This is a genomic window from Elioraea sp. Yellowstone (genome assembly GCF_006704265.1).
Taxonomy (GTDB): domain Bacteria; phylum Pseudomonadota; class Alphaproteobacteria; order Acetobacterales; family Acetobacteraceae; genus Elioraea.
On the sequence record NZ_VIKA01000005.1, the window covers coordinates 21,902 to 36,594 of the forward strand.

The 14,693-nt window shown below is 71.2% G+C and carries 12 protein-coding genes and 1 pseudogene; 4 read left to right on the plus strand and 9 right to left on the minus strand.

Translation table 11 applies throughout. The features are described from left to right. Positions 1-2: 2 nt before the first annotated feature. A complete protein-coding gene (locus FK498_RS01830) occupies positions 3-2,087 on the plus strand; it encodes a hydantoinase/oxoprolinase family protein (RefSeq protein WP_141851109.1) in 2,085 nt (694 codons plus the stop codon). Positions 2,088-2,089: 2 nt separating this feature from the next. On the opposite strand, the gene FK498_RS01835 is transcribed toward FK498_RS01830, so the two are convergent. The 5 genes from FK498_RS01835 to FK498_RS01855 all read right to left on the minus strand — a co-directional run bounded on the left by FK498_RS01835 (position 2,090) and on the right by FK498_RS01855 (position 7,818). Further along, a complete protein-coding gene (locus FK498_RS01835; RefSeq protein ID WP_141851110.1) occupies positions 2,090-3,376 on the minus strand; it encodes a TRAP transporter large permease in 1,287 nt (428 codons plus the stop codon). Next, a complete protein-coding gene (locus FK498_RS01840) occupies positions 3,373-3,960 on the minus strand; it encodes a TRAP transporter small permease (protein WP_141851111.1) in 588 nt (195 codons plus the stop codon). The genes FK498_RS01835 and FK498_RS01840 overlap by 4 nt, the downstream gene beginning before the upstream one ends. A 64-nt stretch (positions 3,961-4,024) precedes the next feature. Continuing rightward, positions 4,025-5,080: a TRAP transporter substrate-binding protein gene (locus tag FK498_RS01845; RefSeq protein ID WP_161988271.1), complete on the minus strand. Its 1,056-nt coding sequence runs from the start codon at positions 5,078-5,080 to the stop codon at positions 4,025-4,027. Positions 5,081-5,189: 109 nt separating this feature from the next. Beyond that, the gene (locus FK498_RS01850) at positions 5,190-6,575 is read right to left on the minus strand and encodes an aspartate aminotransferase family protein (protein WP_141851113.1); all 1,386 of its coding nucleotides are present in this window, start codon (positions 6,573-6,575) and stop codon (positions 5,190-5,192) included. Positions 6,576-6,831: 256 nt separating this feature from the next. Beyond that, positions 6,832-7,818 carry a tripartite tricarboxylate transporter substrate binding protein gene (locus FK498_RS01855; RefSeq protein WP_141851114.1) on the minus strand — a complete coding sequence of 329 codons (987 nt, stop codon included), beginning with the start codon at positions 7,816-7,818 and terminating at the stop codon, positions 6,832-6,834. 74 nt (positions 7,819-7,892) lie between these two features. Between FK498_RS01855 and FK498_RS01860 the strand changes: the two genes are divergently transcribed. After that, a complete protein-coding gene (locus FK498_RS01860) occupies positions 7,893-8,648 on the plus strand; it encodes an aspartate/glutamate racemase family protein (protein ID WP_161988272.1) in 756 nt (251 codons plus the stop codon). Here FK498_RS01860 and FK498_RS01865 read toward each other — a convergent pair whose 3' ends face one another. Continuing rightward, positions 8,649-9,617, minus strand: a complete 969-nt coding sequence (locus tag FK498_RS01865; protein WP_141851115.1) for a radical SAM protein — start codon at positions 9,615-9,617, stop codon at positions 8,649-8,651. A gap of 204 nt (positions 9,618-9,821) precedes the next feature. On the opposite strand from FK498_RS01865, the gene FK498_RS01870 reads away from it, so the two are divergent. Continuing rightward, positions 9,822-10,232, plus strand: coding sequence for a hypothetical protein (locus FK498_RS01870; protein ID WP_141851116.1), 411 nt, complete (start codon positions 9,822-9,824; stop codon positions 10,230-10,232). A gap of 294 nt (positions 10,233-10,526) precedes the next feature. Here the strand turns inward: FK498_RS01870 and FK498_RS01875 are convergent, their stop codons facing one another. Beyond that, positions 10,527-11,789 (minus strand): FAD-binding oxidoreductase, encoded by a 1,263-nt coding sequence (locus tag FK498_RS01875; RefSeq protein WP_141851117.1) that lies wholly within the window; start codon positions 11,787-11,789, stop codon positions 10,527-10,529. A 79-nt stretch (positions 11,790-11,868) separates the two neighbouring features. Continuing rightward, positions 11,869-12,350: pseudogene (locus FK498_RS20165) on the minus strand (AtzH-like domain-containing protein). Between FK498_RS20165 and FK498_RS01885 the strand changes: the two are divergent. After that, positions 12,349-13,743, plus strand: coding sequence for an amidase family protein (locus FK498_RS01885; protein ID WP_161988273.1), 1,395 nt, complete (start codon positions 12,349-12,351; stop codon positions 13,741-13,743). The pseudogene FK498_RS20165 and the gene FK498_RS01885 overlap by 2 nt on opposite strands. A gap of 139 nt (positions 13,744-13,882) precedes the next feature. Here FK498_RS01885 and FK498_RS01890 read toward each other — a convergent pair whose 3' ends face one another. Then, positions 13,883-14,680, minus strand: coding sequence for a xanthine dehydrogenase family protein subunit M (locus FK498_RS01890; protein WP_141851119.1), 798 nt, complete (start codon positions 14,678-14,680; stop codon positions 13,883-13,885). Between the last annotated feature and the right edge of the window lie 13 nt (positions 14,681-14,693).

The window sequence follows — 14,693 nt, forward strand, 5'->3', positions numbered from 1 at the left end:
CGATGGCAACGACCTGGCGCGTGGGTGTCGATATCGGCGGCACGTTCACGGACATCGTGCTGCTCGGATCGGACGGCACGGTGCACACACGCAAGATCTCATCGAGCGTGGACGACTACGCACGCGCGATCGTCGATGGTCTGGCCGCGCTGCTTGCCGAGACCGGCATCGCCGGCCATGCGATCGCGGAGGTCCGTCACGGCACCACGGTGGCCTCGAACGCGATCCTCGAGCACAAGGGCGCCCGCACCGCACTGATCACCACCAGGGGCTTCCGCGACGTGCTCGAGATCCGCACGCTGCGCATGCCCAGGCTCTACGACATCGCCTGGGACAAGCCGCCGCCACTGGTGGAGCGCCGACTGCGCCGCGTCGTCGACGAGCGGATCGACGCACGCGGCCGGGTCGAACGGCCGCTGGATCCCGTGGCGGCCGAGGCGGTGGTGCGCGCGCTCCTCGACGAGGGCATCGAGGCGATCGCGATCTGCCTGCTGCACGCCTACGCCAACCCGGCGCATGAGACGCTGCTTGCCGGCATCGTGCGCCGCCTCGCGCCGGACCTGCCGCTCTCCGTCTCGTCCGAGGTGCTGCCCGAGATCAAGGAGTACGAACGCACCTCGACCACCGTGATCAACGCCTACGTCATGCCGGTGGTCGCGCGCTACCTGCGGCGGCTGCGCAGCGGGCTCGACCGCGCGGGCGTGCCGGCGCGGCTCTCGCTGATGCAGTCGAACGGCGGACTGATGGCAGCGGAGGCCGCGGCCGCGCGGCCGATGCACATCATCGAATCCGGCCCCGCCGGTGGTGTCATCGGCGCGCAGGCGGTCGCGCGCATCCACGGCCTCTCCGACATCATCACCTTCGACATGGGCGGCACCACCGCCAAGGCCGCGACCATCGAGAGCGGGGTGGTGGCACGCGCGGCGGAGTACTCGGTCGGAGCCGGGATCATGGTCGGCTCGCGGCTGCTCACCGGCGCCGGTTACCTGCTGAAGGTGCCGGCGATCGATCTGGCCGAGGTCGGCGCCGGCGGCGGGTCGCTCGTGCGCGTCGATGCCGCAGGGGCGCTGAAGGTCGGGCCCGAGAGCGCCGGGGCCGTGCCCGGCCCGGTCTGTTACGATTCAGGCGGCACCGAGCCGACCATCACCGACGCCAACGTCATCCTCGGCTACCTCAATCCATGCCACCTGGTCGGCGGCGCGGTGAAGCTCAACGCGGACAAGGCGCGTGCGGTGTTCGAGCGCAGGGTTGCCGCTCCGCTCGGGCTCGACCTCGCGCGCGCCGCACACGGGGCGCATCTGATCGCGGCCTCGAACATGATCCGCGCGATCCGAGCCGTCTCGTCGGAGCGTGGGCGGGACCCGCGACGTTTCGCGCTCTTCGCCTTCGGCGGCAACGGGCCGCTCTTCGCCTGCGGCATGGCCGAGGCGCTCGGGATGCGGCGCGTGATCGTGCCGCCGTCGCCCGGCCTGTTCTCGTCCTTCGGCCTGCTCTATGCCGAGACCGAACACCACTATGCGCGCAGCTTCCGCTGCCTGACGCGCGCGCTCGACCTTGCGGCACTGAACGAGGCGTGGGAGTCTCTCGCTGACCAGGCGCTCCAGCAGCTCGCGGCCGAAGGGTTCCGTGGCGAGGCGGCACGACTGGAGCGCACTGCCGCGCTCCACTATCACGGCCAGAGCTTCGAGCTTGCCGTGCCCGCCCCCGATGGCAGGATCGACGCGGCAGGTGTGCGCGCGCTCGAGGAGGCGTTCGGCGCCGAGCACGAACGCACCTACGGCCATCGCGCCGGTGCGGACGAGCCGGTCGAGCTCGTCTCGATCCAGGTGGTCGGGCGCGGGATCAGGCGGGACTTCACGCTGCCGGAGCGCACATCGACATGCCGCAGGGAGGCGGCGATCCCGCAGCGACGCGCCTATTTCGGCCCGGCCTCCGGCTGGATCGAGACCCCGGTGCTGCGCCGTGGCGACCTCGCCCAAGGCGCGGACGGACCGCTGATCGTCGAGGAATATGACGCGACCTGCCTCGTGCTGCCGGGCTGGCGAGCGCGGATCGACGAGGGCGCGAACATCGTGATCGATCGATAGGTTCACCCCCGCGCCGTGCGCGGCAACCAGAGTGCGAGGTCGGGCCACAGGATCAAGAGCGCGATCATCATCACCAGCGTCAGCACGAACGGCGCCGCTCCGATGATCACGTCGTCGATCCGGCCACGTGGCCTGAGCCCCTGAACCACGTAGAGGTTGATGCCGACCGGCGGCGTGATCATCGCCGTCTCGAGCAGCAGTACCACCAGCACGCCCAGCCAGACAGGATCGAATCCGGCGCGGATCAGCAGCGGGATGATGATCGGCACCGTCGCGACCATCATCGACAGCGTCTCCATGAACATGCCGAGCACGAGGTAGAAGCCGATCACCACCAGCAGCAGCTCGAGCGGCGCAAGGCCGAGGGAGAGGATGAAGCGGTTCACCAGAGCCGTCAGCCCGATCGAGGTGATCACGAAGTTGAGGAAGTAGGCCGCGACCAGGATCGCCATGATCATGGCGGTGGTGCGCATCGTGCCTTCCAGCGCCTCGCGCAGCACCCGCCATGTGAGCCGGCGACGCCAGGCGGCGACCGCGAGCGCCGCGAGCACGCCGAGCGCGGCCGCCTCGGTCGCCGTCGCGAGCCCTGCATAGATCGAGCCGACGACCGCGAAGAAGATCAGCATCGGGGGAATCAGATCGGGCAGCGAACGCCACCGTCCCTGCCAGCTCGTCGACATGCGCTCGCCAGCCAGTGTGGGTCGGAACAGGCACACCACCAGCACCGTCAGGCTGAAGAGCGAGGCGAGGATGATGCCCGGAACGACCCCGGCGAGATAGAGCTGCGGGATCGAGGTCTCGGTCAGCACGCCGTAGACGATCATGTTGATCGAGGGCGGGATCAGGATGCCGAGCGTGCCGCCGGCGGCGATCGTCCCGAGGAACAGCCGCTCGCTGTAGCCACGCCGCTCCATCTCGCCGAGCGCCACGGTGCCGATGGTCGCGGCCGTCGCCACGCTCGACCCGGAGGTGGCGGCGAACAGCGCGCAGGCGGCGATGTTGGCGTGCATCAGCCCACCCGGCAGCCAGGGGACCCACTGCACGAGCGCGGCATACATCCGCTCCGCCGTGCCCGAGCGCAGCAGGATCTCGCCCAGCAGCACGAAGAACGGGATCGCGACCAGCAGGAACGAGTTGGACGTCGACCAGGCGAGCTCGCCCATCGCGAGCGAGAGCGGAAAGCGGGCGTAGATCTGCTCGAGCGCCAGACCGAGAACGCCGAGCGCGGCCGCGACCGGCACCGCCGCCGCCAGCAGCGCCAGCAGGATGGCGATCGTCGTGACGATCACCGCTCGGCGATCCGTGCCTCGGCCGCGCGCATCTCCTCGGCCACCTCCTCGGCGCTGGAGCGGGTGCCGATCAACGCGCTGACGCCGGCGAGATCCCCGCGCAGCAGCCGCGCCAGCACCACCAGGACAAGCGCGAAGGCGATCGCGACGAACAGGCCGAGGCCGATCAGCCAGAGCGCCTGGGGCACGATCAGCGGTGTCTCCAGGGCCGACTGGCTGCGCGACGACGAGGTCCAGGACTGCTCGAACACGCCAATGCCGTGCCAGAACACCAGCGCGAAGAATCCGAGGAACAGCGAGAGACCCACGAGATCGAGCGCGACCCGCACCGGTATCGGCGCCAGGAGATAGAGCGAATCGATACGGATATGCGCACGGTCGAGCAGTGCCGCCGCGAGCCCCCAGGCCACGCCGATCGCGAGCGCGTAGCCCGCAAGCTCGTCCGCGCCGCCGATCGAGACCACGAGAACCTTGCGCAGGAACACATCAAGGCCGATCAGGATCGCGGCGAGCAGGATGAGCGCGCCACCGAACCAGAGCCCGAACCGGGCCACCGCCGCGGCAGCCGACATCAGCACGCTCATCCGGTCCCTTCCTCCGGCCGGAGGGCTCCGGCGCGGAGCGACACCGCGCCGGAGCCCGGGCCGCTCACGGGAGCGGCGCCGTCAGGCCGAGCACCTTGCCGACAGTGTCGTTCCACTCGCGCGTGCACTCCGCCCCGCAGCGCTTGGCCCAGTTCGCGAGCACGGCCGTCTCGACAAGCCGCTTGTGCACGGCCGCCTCCTCGGGCTTCACCGGCACGAGCGTCATGTTCGCGAGGCGGCCCATGGTGCAGGGCGGACGGTTGAAGTTGCAGTTGTCCGCCTGGGCATCCGCCGCCTTCAGCGTCTGCCACATCTTGTCCTCGTAGGCCTTCACCTGCTCGAGCAGGAACTGCTGCACACGCGGCTCCAGCCGGTTCCAGGTGGTCAGGTTGACCGCGAGGACATTGATGCTCCAGCCGAGCGACATCGGATAGATGGATTTCGAGACCTCGGGCCAGCGCGCAGTGTTGCCGGAGAGGCTGCCGGTCACCGCACAGTCGACCACGCCGTTGTTCAGCGCCGGCACGACCTCGGCGAAGGCCATGCTGACGGCGGTCGCGCCCACGCCCTGGAGGAAGTCGCGCATGGTGTTGTTGAAGACGCGGATCTTCTTGCCGCGCAGGTCGGCGAGCCCGCCGATCACCTCGCGGCACCAGAACACTTGCGGCGGGTTGCCGCCGAAGGCGAGCAGCTTGGCGTTCCAGTTCCGCTGCATCTGGCGGTCGATCACCGGCCGCCACGCCTCGCAGGCCGCGCGCGCCTTGTCGGCGTCGAGCGTCAGCCCCGCGAGGTCGCAGCCCTCGAAGCGCGGGTCGTCGCCTGCCATCTTCGAGATGTCCATGCCCGCGAAATCCATCACGCCGAGACGCAGCAGACGCAGCATGGTCTTGTCATCGATGCCCATCTGGTCGAGCGGCGTGATGTCGGCGGTGATCCGGCCGTTCGAGGCGCGCGGGATCGTCTCGCGCCAGAACGGCACCTCGTCCATGGTCGAGGCGACGGTCGGGCTGTTCAGCCCGATCACCTTGAAGTGGTGCCGCGGCAGATCCTGGGCCGCCGCGCCGAAAGGCTGAAGCCAGAGCGCGGCGACCGCCACGCCCAACAGGTTGCGCATCCTCATGCGAGCCTCCCCTTCGACCGAGATCGTCCGAGGCGGCAAGACGTCAGGCCGTTCAGCCGATCTGCGGGGGCATGAATGGTGACACCGCTTCGGTGCGGACGGCAAGACGTCAGGCGATCTCGCGCTCCTCGCGCAGCGCCCGGATCGCCCCGCGGAACGCCTCGACCGTCCGTTCCAGGTCGTCCTCGCCATGCACCGCCGAAGCCGGCCCGCCCGGCCAGGGCGCGAGATCCACACCGCGCGTGCGCATCGCCAGCAGAAGCTTCGTCACCGTCTGGTTGCCGCGCGGGATCTTGAGATCGGCGTAGCCCATCGCAAGGGGATCGAAGCTGCGCGGGCCGATCGCCAGCCCGTTCGGGTTGACGAACACATGCACGCCGGTGTGGGAGCCGTAGACCGCCCAGGCCACGCCCTCCTGCTCGATGACGTCGTTCAGCGCGGCGCGCAGCCGTGCGGCATAGGCGTGGGTGCGCGCGATCGCATCCGTGTCACGGATGATCTCCAGCGTCGCGATCCCGGCTGCCGCCGAGAGCGGATTGGCGTTGTAGGTGCCCTGATGCGGGATCTTCTCGACGCCGCGCGCGGCTGCTCGTTCGGGGTCGAGGAGTTCGAGGAGGTCGCGCCGCCCGACAACTGCGCCGCCCGGCAGCCCGCCGGCGAGGATCTTGGCGAGCGTCGTCAGGTCCGGGCGGATGCCGAGCGCCTCCTGCGCGCCGCCGCGCGCGACGCGGAAGCCGGTCACCACCTCGTCGAACACCAGCACGATGCCGCGCCGCGCGGTCTCCTCGCGCAGACGGCGCACGAAGTCCGGGCGCAGCGGCACCTGACCGTAGCTCGACCCGGTGGGCTCGAGGATCGCCGCGGCGATGTCCGCACCCTGCTCCTCGAGGAGCGCGGCGAGGCCGGCCTCGTCGTTCGGATCGACGAACACGACATTCTCGGCCAGTGCCGTGAGCACGCCCGGCGTCGGCGTGCCGTCGTAATGGTTGGTCACGCCGAAGGCCATATGGTCGTGCCAGCCGTGGAAGTGCCCCCGCAGGCGCAGGAGCTTCCTCCGCCCGGTCGCGGCGCGGGCAAGGCGCAGCGCCATCAGCGTCGCCTCGGTGCCGGAGCTCGTGAAGCGCACCATCTCCGCGCTCGGCACAAGCTCCTGGATCAGTTCGGCCCAGCGGTTCTCCAGCGCATGGTTGGCGCCGTAATGCGTGCCGCGCGCAAGCTGCTCGGTCACGCGCGCGGTCACGGCCGGGTGGGCATGGCCGAGGATCAGCGCACCGTGGCCGCCCGCGTAATCGACGTACTCGTTGCCGTCGACATCCCACTTGCGCGCGCCCTGCGCGCGCACGATCGCCAGCGGATGCGGCCGCACGTAGCGCGAATCGTGCGTAACACCGCCGGGGAACAGGCGCCGGGCGGCAGCATAGTTCGCCGCACTGCCGGGCGTGCGCGCGATGAAGGCAGCGACGATCGGGGAGTTGGTGGGCGGCATGGCGTTCATCAGCACGCTCCCTCGGAAAGACGGGAGCGTGGCGCGGGGTGACACACTTGTCCACCCGGCCCACCGCGGAAGCGGCCGCCGTCGTCCCATGAGCCCGCGAACGGTTCGTCGGCGTATGCCAGCGCCGGAAGCGGGCGTCCGCCGGGCAGGCCCGGAGGCCGTGCTCCACGGCCCCGGTCCCTCGCCTGTCGGTGTGGCCAGTGGTCCGATCGCGCCGCCGACCGCGCGGCGGACCGCGTGACGCGCCAGGCCGCCCTCAGTCCACCCGCGCGCCGGAACGCTTCACCACCTCGGCCCAGATGCCGAGATCGCGCTCGAGCATGGCCCGCGCCTCGGCCGAGCCCTGGCCCATCGGGCTCATCCCGAGGCTCTCCACCCAGGCGACGAACTCGGGTTCGCTGATGATCCTGCGGATCTCCTGCTCGAGCCGGGCGACGATCGGTGCCGGGGTCCTGGCAGGGGCGGCGAAGAGATACCAGGTGGTGGTCGAGAAGCCCGGCAGGTTGCAGGCCTCGGCCATGGTCGGCACGTCCGGGAAGGCCTTCACCCGCTCCTTGCTGGTGACACCGAGCAGGCGCACCTGGCCCTGCTGCGCCGGACCCACGAGTGCCGGCGTCTGGTGCAGGAAGATGTCGACCTCGCCGCCGAGCAGCGCCGTCATCGCGAAGGGGCTGCCGCGATAGGGCACGTGCACGATGTCGATCCCGGCAGCGTTCGCGAACTGCGCGCCGGCGAGATGCGTCGAGGCGCCGTTGCCGGTCGAGGCATAGTTCAGCTTGCCCGGGTTCGCCTTTGCCGTCTCGATCACCGCGCGGCAGCTCGTGAGGTTCGGCCGCTGGCTCGGCGCGACCGTCAACGCGTTCGGCACGTCGGCGAGCGCGATGATCGGCACGAAGTCCTTCATCGTGTCGACCGGCATGCGGGCGTAGAGCGCGGGGTTGATCGCCAGCATCGCCGAGGTGGCCATCATGATGGTGTGCCCGTCCGGCTCGGCCTTCGCGACATGATCCATGGCGATGTTGCCGCCGGCGCCGACGCGGTTGTCGACGATCACCGGCACGCCGAGCGCGCGCGACAGCGGCTCGGCCACCTTGCGGCTGTAGATGTCGGTGCCGGCGCCGTTCGGGAACCCGCCGATGATCGTCACCGGCTTGCCGGCGATCGGGAAGTGCTGCGCAAGCACGGGGCTGGCGGCAAGCCCGGCAAGCGCGAGGCCGAGGGCGAGGCGGCGCGAGACTGTCATCGAGGGGTCTCCCAGCACTGGATGGAGCGGGTATTGTCCCGGTCCTGCGCTGGCTTGCAACCGAAGGTTTGCCGATGACCGTGCCGATGACGCGCTCCCCCGAACCGATGCTCGCCCGCGGCGGCAAGGCCGTCTACGGCGTGCCGCTCGGCATCCTGATGCTGGAGGCACGCTTCCCGCGCATCCCGGGCGACATGGGCAACGGCACGACCTGGCCGTTCCCGGTGATGTACCGCGTCGTGCGGGGAGCAACCCCGGAGCGCGTGGTGCTGGAGGGCGCGCGCGGCCTGTTCGACGACTTCCTGCGCGCGGCGGAGGAACTCGTGTCGCTCGGCTGCGAGGGGATCACCACCAATTGCGGCTTCCTGAGCCTGTTCCAGGCCGAGCTCGCCGCGCGGCTGAAGGTGCCGGTCGCGACATCGAGCCTGATGCAGGTGCCGATGGTGCAGGCGATGCTGCCGCCCGGCAGGCGCGTCGGCGTGGTGACGGTGTCGGCGCAGTCGCTGACGCCCGCCCATCTCGTCGCCGCAGGCTGCCCGCCGGATCTGCCCTTCGTCGGCACGGAGAACGGACGCGAGTTCTTCCGGGTGCTGATCAAGGCCGAGAAGGACGACATGGACGTGGCGCTCGCGCGCGAGGACATTCTCGATGCGGGCCGCGACCTGGTCGCGCGCCATCCCGAGGTCGGGGCGATCGTGCTCGAATGCACGAACATGCCGCCCTATGCGGCGGCGCTCGGCGAGGCGGTCGGGCTGCCGGTGTTCGACATCGTGAGCTTCATCACCTGGTTCCATGCCGGTCTCAGGCCGCGCCGCTTCGATCGCGGCTGATCAGCGCGAGCAGGCTGCCCCGCCGAGCACGCAGAACCGCGCGCAGTGCGGGTGGTTGAGCGGAACCGGACGGGATGCCTCGGCAAGGGTCGCGCCGAGTTCGAACTGCGGATCGTAGGGCAGCAGCGTGCAGGCAACCACGGTGGGGGCCGCCGCACCCTTGCGCTTCACCACCATGCGCGACGAGGCGCACATCACGCTCCTGGGGCTCTTGCCCAGGATGCCCCAGCAGGCTTCGGTGATCTCGGGCACATCCGCGCTGTCGTCCATCTCCGGGAACAGCATCAGCGCGACCGGATCGGCGGGATCGATCGGGATCGCATGGCGGGCGAACAGGGCGGCGAAGCCCGCGCGCAGGGTCGATTCGTCCTCGCCGCCGAACGCCGCCCGGCCGGCGACATGCACCATGAAGCCCTCGCGCGCGAGCCAGATCAGGCCATCGAGCGCCTTCGCGAACGCCCCTTCGCCGCGCTCGACATCGTGATGCGCGGCTTCGTAGTGGTCGAGGCTGACGCGCAGCACCAGCCGGTCGGTGCCGAAGCGGTCGCGGAGCGCCAGCAGCGCGCGCGCCTTCTGCCGCAGCGGCGCCATGGCGTTGGTCAGCACGATCGCACGGTAGCGCGCCGGACGCGCCAGGACGTCGGCCAGCATCGCCGGCAGGTCGCGGTTCATGAACGGCTCGCCGCCCGTGAAGCCGACATCCTCGAGCGGCAGCCCGGCCGCCTCCGCCTGGTCGAGATAACCCGCCACCTCGGCCGCCGTCAGATAGACCAGCGCGTCGTTGGTCGGGCTGCTCTCGATGTAGCAGTTGCGGCAGGCGATGTTGCACAGCGTGCCGGTGTTGAACCAGAGCGTCCGCAGGCCCGCGAGCGCGACGGCCGCGCGCGCCTCGCCCTTCGCGGTGACGCGCGGGTCGCGGAACTTCGCCGGATCAAGGCGTGCGGGAATACGGGGGCTTCGGGTGGACACGCTCTCACTCTCCTGGCGCGCGCGAGGGCCGAACCATCCCTGCAGTTCGGCCGTGGCCGGTCACAGGTTACGTCGATCGTCTCCGGGGGGTGCGGGATCGGCCGGCCGAACGAGCCGCAGTGCATCCGTCCAGAGCTGGCGGATCACGACCTCATCCTCGCTTGCGGCCGGGACGAACGCCCGGTGCGCAGGGAGGGGATACCGATGCACCTTCGCACGAGCCTGAGGGCCGTCGCTGCGGCGGCACTTGCCGTGGGCTGTGTCAAGCCGCCCGAAGCGATCACGCCGCAGTATGTGAGCCACATCCAGTACCAGTCGTTGACCTGCGAGCAGATCGCCGAGGAGCATGCACGTCTCTCCGCCAGGCTCACCGAGCTCTCCACGCTTCAGCAGGAGAACGCGAACACCGATGCGGCCCTCTTCACGGTCGGGATGCTGCTGTTCTGGCCAGCCCTGCTCGCGATGCCGGCGACCGTTGACCGCAAGGGCGAGATCGCCCGGCTGAAGGGCGAGCAGGAGGCGTTGGACCGCGTCGCGCTCCGCAAGGGGTGCCTGATCGGGCAACCGGACGCTGACACGGCGGCTACGGGAACGGGCATCGGCGCGGCGCCATGAACGCCGCCCGGACCCGGCGCGCCGCCGCGCGCAGCGGGCGGCCCTCGATGGCCTCGACGGGGTCGTTCACCGGCCCACGGCTGGCATGAAGCCATGGACGGTGGTCGGACCGACAAAGGCCGGAGCCCGCGCGTTTCCGCTCCATCGACAGCGCCGTCGCCTGCATCGTGCCGCCAAGCCCGGCCATCGCCTCGCACAGGCGGCGCTCGCCGGCGACCGGCGAGCCCCGTTCGTGGTCGTGCCCGGCGACGGAAAGCGGGTCCTCGCCGCACCATCAGCAGCGTTGGCCGGTGCTCATCGGAACCGCGCCGCACTGTAGGGGGCGGGGTCGATCACCGGCGCGCGTCCGGCCAGCAGGTCGGCGACGAGCGCGGCCGTCTTCGGCGCCGAGGCAAGCCCGACATGGCCGTGGCCGAAGGCGTGGATCACGTCCGCGCAGCCGCTCGCCGGACCGATCACCGGCAGCCCGTCGGCGATCGACGGCCGGTGCCCCATCCAGAGCGAGAGCCGCTCGGCCGGCAGGTCGCGCGGCAGGCCCGGCAACAGCCTGAGCGCGAGCTGCTTCAGCACCTCGGCGCGGCGCCAGTCCGGCTCCGCCTCGAGCGAGGCGAGCTCCACCTGCCCGGCGACGCGCAAGCCCTGCGCGGTCGGCGTCAGGGGCGTGCGCGCATCGCCGATCATCACCGGCGTGCGCACGGTGACCTCCGGGTCGCGGATCACGACGTGGTAGCCGCGCTCGCTCTCGAGCGGCACGCGGTCGCCGAGCGCGGCGGCGAGCGGCTTGCCGTGCGCGCCGGTCGCGATCACCGCACGGTCGGCCGCGATCTCGCCGGCGTCGCTCCGCACGGCGCGCAGTCGACCGCGCTCGACCACGAACCCCGTCGCTCGGCCGCGCACCAGCGTGGCACCGCGTGCCGCCGCCGCCGCGACATAAGCGGCGACCAGCGCGCCTGGATCGCGCACGTGGGCGGCGTCCTCGATCAGCAGCGCGAAGGTGTAGTCGCGCGACAGTGCCGGCTCGCGCTGGTGCAGCTCCTCGGCCGAGAGCTCGATCCAGCGGATGCCGGCCTCGCGCCGGAGCCGCCAGCCGAGCGCATCCGCATCGAACGCCGCGCGGTCGCGCCAGGCGTAAAGGTGGCCGGCGCGCGCGATCAGCGACGCGGCACCCGCCTCCGCCGCGAGCGCCTCGTGGCGCGCGACGGCATCGACCAGCAGCGCGGCGAGGGCGCGGCTGGTGCGCTCGAGCTTCGCTACGGTGGCATTGGCGCGCAGGAACACCGCGAGCCACGGCGCGAGCCGGGGCAGATGGCGCCAGCGGATGGTCAGCGGCCCGAGCGGATCGGCGAGAAACCCGGGCACCTTCCTCCAGATCCCCGGCACGCCCATCGGCACCACGCTCTCAGGGCTGATCCAGCAGGCGTTGCCGTAGCTCGCGGCCTGCGGCCCGCCCGGCTCGCCGGGTTCGAGGATCGTCACGCGGTGCCCCTCGCGCGCGAGCGTCAGCGCGGTCGCCGCGCCGACCGCGCCGGCGCCGATCACCACCACATGGTCGGGCATCGCCTTCAGTCCTCGACGTCGGGGGCGGGCGCCCCGGTCGGCCCGCACCCTAGCGCCCCGGCGCCGCGCCGCAAGCCGCTCAGCGCAGCTCCAGCGTGCCGGCCTCGTTCAGCGACACGTGCGCCGAGACTCCACGGAAGCCGATGCCTGCAATGCGCGCCATGATCTCGCTCTCCCGCCCGATCAGGCCGGCAGCGACGCGGCGGCAGACGATGCTGGTGACGGCGACATCCCGCCCGAAGGTGGTGATCAGCACCTCCAGCCGTTCCCGCCGCTGGCAGCCGCCGGTCCGTGTGCGGCGGAAGCGGCGGATCGCCTCCCTGTCCGCCAGGATCTCGCCACCCCGAAGCGGATCGTGCGCGGATCGTCCCAGAGCAGCGCCTCGAGCGCGGGGATGTCGTTGCTCATCAGCGCCGTCTCGTCCCGGTCGAGCACCGCGCGCGCCTCTGCCACCGCCTCGGGGATGTCGATCTCCATGGGCTTCACCTCCTCTGTCCTGCGGGTCAGAGTGCGCGGGATCGACAGGCATGGGAGAGGCGGAGTGACGGAGATCCACCGCATGAGCGCGGCCGACCTGGCCGAGGCGTACCGGACGAGGCGGCTGTCGCCGGTGGAGGTGATGGAGGCGACGCTGGCGCGCGCCGCCCTGGTGCAGCAGGCGCTCTGCCCCTTCCGCCTGCTCGACGAGGCGGGCGCGCGCGAGGCCGCGTCCGCGAGCGAGGCCCGCTGGGCCAAGCATGACCCGCTCTCGCCGCTCGACGGGGTGCCGCTCGCGATCAAGGACAACCATGCGGCGAGGGGGATGCCCAAGCAGTCGGGCAGCCGCACGCGCGAGCCCGTGGCGGAGCGCGAGGACGCGCCGATGGTCGCGCGGCTGCGCGAGGCCGGCTGCGTGATCTTCGCGCGCACCACCATGCCGGATCTCGGCTGGAAGGGTGTCAACGACTCGCCGCTGACGGGGGTGACGCGCAACCCCTGGAACCCCGAGCGCACGCCTGGCGGCTCCTCGGGCGGCGCGGCGGTGGCGGTGGCGACCGGCGTATGTCCGATCGCCACGGGCGGCGACGGCGGCGGATCGATCCGCATGCCTGCCGGTTTCACCGGCGTGTTCGGCATCAAGCCGACCACGGGGCGCGTTCCGGGCCTGTACGACTCGCCGGCGGGCGATCTGGTCGCGCCAGGACCGCTCTCGCGCAAGGTGGCCGATGCCGCGCTGGCGCTGGCCTGGATGGCCCGGCCCGATCCGCGCGACCCGATCGCCTCGGCCGTGCCGGCACCGCACTACCCCTCGGTGCTCGCGGAGGGGGTGAAGGGCCTGCGCGTCGCTGTCTCGTCAACCTTGGGCTTCGCGCCGCCGGTGGACGGCGCGCGGACGGCCGCGCTCGAGGGCGCAGCACGGGCGCTTGCCGCGGCCGGTGCCGCGGTGACATGGGAGGATCCGCCTCTCTGGAACGCGCGACCGGTGTTCGTCACCCTCTGGGAGGCGGCCTATGCCTCGGCGGTGATGACCACACCGGCCGAGCGCTTGACGCTGTTCGACCCCGGTCTGCTGGACGTCGCCCGGCGCGGTCTCGCCCTCTCGGCGGTCGCCGAGAAGCTCGCGCAGGCGGAACGGACGCGGTTCACCCACGCGATGATCGCGTTCCACCAGCGCTACGACCTGCTGCTGTGCCCGACCCTGCCGGTCGGCGCGTTCCGCGCCGGCCACGGCGTGAACACGCCGGATCCTGCGCAGTGGCCCGAGTGGTACGACTGGACGCCCTACACATGGCCGTTCAACCTGACGCGGCAGCCCTGCGCGAGCGTGCCGTGGGGGCTGGATGGCGAGGGGTTGCCGGTGGGAGTCCAGTTGATCGCGGCGCATTTCCGCGAGGACCTGGTGCTGCGCGGCAGCGCGGCACTCGAGGCGGCGCAGCCCATGGCGATGCCGGAGGACGAACTCTGGAAGAAATGAAGGGGGACCACGCTGGTCCCCCCTGCACAGGGCGTCGCTCCCGCTGGTTGGGACTGGGGCCCCGACCAACGGGAGGGGCCCTCTCATGGGATTGGGGGTGGGGGGACAAGGGCCAAGGGCCCTTGGCCCCCGTCACGTCCTATCCCGCCTTCGCGACCGCGCGCTTCGCCATCACGCCCACGAGATGCGCGCGGTACTCCTTGCTGGCATGGATGTCCCCGTTCAGCCCCTCCTGGTCGGTCCCTACACCCTCCAGCGCGTCCGGCGACCAGTTCCGCGCCAGCGCCTCCTCCATCGCATGATGGCGGAACACGCCGTTCGCGCCCGCGCCGGTGATCGCGACACGCACCCCCGCCGGCCCCTTGGCGACGAACACCCCCACCATGGCGTAGCGCGAGGCCGGATTGGGAAACTTCACATAGGCGGCCTTCTCGGGGATCGGGAACTCGACCGCGGTGACGATCTCGTCCGCGGCCAGGGCGGTCGAGAACATGCCGGTGAAGAAATCGTCCGCGGCGATCCTGCGCGTGTTGGTGTGCACGGTCGCCCCGAGCGCCAGCACTGCCGCCGGATAGTCGGCGGCCGGGTCGTGGTTGGCGATCGAGCCGCCGAGCGTGCCGCGGTTGCGCACCTGCGCATCGCCGATATGCGCGGCCATCTCGGCGAGCGCCGGGATCGCCTTCCTCACCTCGGCCGAGGAGGCGACGGCCGCGTGCGTGGTCATCGCCTTGATCGTGACAGCGCTGGCCGAGACCGAGATGCCGACGAGATCCTGGATACCCGAAAGATCGATGATCGCCGAGGGCCTGGCGAGCCGCTGCTTCAGCGTCGGGATCAGCGTCATCCCGCCCGACATCACCTTGGCGTCGGGATCGGCCGCGAGCAGCTTCACCGCGTCGGCGACCGAGGATGGGCGGTGATAGGCGAAATCGTACATCGGTCCTCTCCCC

Excerpts from the sequence above, each read along its gene's own strand:
- FK498_RS01830 (WP_141851109.1), top strand. The coding sequence starts at position 3 with ATGGCAACGACCTGGCGCGTGGGTGTCGATATCGGCGGCACGTTCACG.
- FK498_RS01840 (WP_141851111.1), bottom strand. The coding sequence starts at position 3,960 with ATGAGCGTGCTGATGTCGGCTGCCGCGGCGGTGGCCCGGTTCGGGCTC.
- FK498_RS01845 (WP_161988271.1), bottom strand. The coding sequence starts at position 5,080 with ATGAGGATGCGCAACCTGTTGGGCGTGGCGGTCGCCGCGCTCTGGCTT.
- FK498_RS01850 (WP_141851113.1), bottom strand. The coding sequence starts at position 6,575 with ATGAACGCCATGCCGCCCACCAACTCCCCGATCGTCGCTGCCTTCATC.
- FK498_RS01855 (WP_141851114.1), bottom strand. The coding sequence starts at position 7,818 with ATGACAGTCTCGCGCCGCCTCGCCCTCGGCCTCGCGCTTGCCGGGCTT.
- FK498_RS01860 (WP_161988272.1), top strand. The coding sequence starts at position 7,893 with ATGACCGTGCCGATGACGCGCTCCCCCGAACCGATGCTCGCCCGCGGC.
- FK498_RS01870 (WP_141851116.1), top strand. The coding sequence starts at position 9,822 with ATGCACCTTCGCACGAGCCTGAGGGCCGTCGCTGCGGCGGCACTTGCC.
- FK498_RS01875 (WP_141851117.1), bottom strand. The coding sequence starts at position 11,789 with ATGCCCGACCATGTGGTGGTGATCGGCGCCGGCGCGGTCGGCGCGGCG.
- FK498_RS01885 (WP_161988273.1), top strand. The coding sequence starts at position 12,349 with ATGAGCGCGGCCGACCTGGCCGAGGCGTACCGGACGAGGCGGCTGTCG.
- FK498_RS01890 (WP_141851119.1), bottom strand. The coding sequence starts at position 14,680 with ATGTACGATTTCGCCTATCACCGCCCATCCTCGGTCGCCGACGCGGTG.